Here is a 1,181-nt window from a genome sequence, read left to right as displayed (position 1 = left end):
CGGGGCCGGGGACGGGACCAGCGTGGGCTTGCTCGGACCGGGCGGGGCCGCGGGCGGCGGGGCCAGAACGGCTGCCAGTGCGTCGACGAACACCCGGCACGACGGGTGCCGCTGCTCCGGGTCCTTGGCGAGTGCCCGGGCGAAGACCGGATCCAGTCCGGCCGGCTCCGGGCGGCGGCTGCTGATCGGCGCGGGCGACTGCTGCAGATGTCCGTCGGCAACCTGCTGGTGCGAGCCGCCCGGGAACACCGGGGTACCGGTCAGCAGCCGGTAGAGCAGGCAGGCCAGGGCGTACTGGTCGGCGGCCGGGGTGGCCGCCGAAGCGGCCAGCACCTCCGGCGCACAGCAGTCGGGTCCGCCCGCGAGTGGGTTGGGGGTGAGCCGGCCGGTCAGGCCCAGGACGCCCAGGCCGGTGATGACGACGCTGCCGGGCGTTCCGGGTGCGTGGATCCGCGACAGCAGCACCGCGCCCGGCCCGAGGTCCCCGTGGACCTGCCCGTGCGCATGGGCGTAGTCGAGGGCATCGGCCAGGCCGGCGGCCAGCGCCAGCACCTGGTGGTCGGGCAGCCGGGGCGCGCGCAGCGGGTCGGCTTCGGTCTGCGCGGTGGCGATCCAGGCGCGGCCGCCCTCCGCCCCGTGCGCGAGCACCGGGACCAGCCCGGGGTGCACCAGCTGCTCCAGGGCCCGTGCCCGGGCGTCGAACTCGGCGAAGGAGGCCGGTGCGGCGGCCAGCACGCGCACCAGCACCCGGCCGCCGCCCGGCGGTTCGGCGGCGAAGACCTGTCCGGCGCCGTCCACCGCGATCGGACCGAACAGGCGGTATCCGCCGAGGACTCCTGCATACGGCGCGTCCACGTCGTCCCCTCACGAGATCTCCGGACCGCCGGCGGATCGTCCGCGACGGCTCTCTAGCCTTCATCGTTCGTGCAGGCCGGAGCCCGGTCCGCACGCGATCGCGGTCATCGTAACCAACCCGGCCACGCCCGGCGGGGAGCCTGTCATTCGGCCGAACGCCGACCGGCGGCGTTGACACCGGTCCCCTCGTCCCCGCAGGGTGAAGGCATGACTGCCGCGAGAACCGCGTACGAGACCCTCGAACCCTGCCACGTGCTGGCCTACTTCAATCCCGGCGTGGGGGAGGCCGCAGCCGACACCGGACGGGACCCGCACGCCTTCTATGT

Annotated in this window: 1 protein-coding gene; it reads right to left on the bottom strand. The window is 75.1% G+C overall.

Translation table 11 applies throughout. The annotated features are described in order from the left end of the window. Nucleotides 1-855 (bottom strand): protein kinase domain-containing protein (locus tag ACJMNC_RS18295; RefSeq protein WP_408949368.1); only part of this gene is annotated, 855 nt, incomplete at its 3' end. Nucleotides 856-1,181: the final 326 nt, after the last annotated feature.

The organism is Gordonia sp. VNK21, from assembly GCF_046098115.1.
In the GTDB taxonomy this organism is placed as follows: Bacteria; Actinomycetota; Actinomycetes; order Mycobacteriales; family Mycobacteriaceae; genus Gordonia.
Note: the sequence above shows the minus strand (reverse complement) of the source record. Positions and strands in the feature narration are given on the sequence as shown.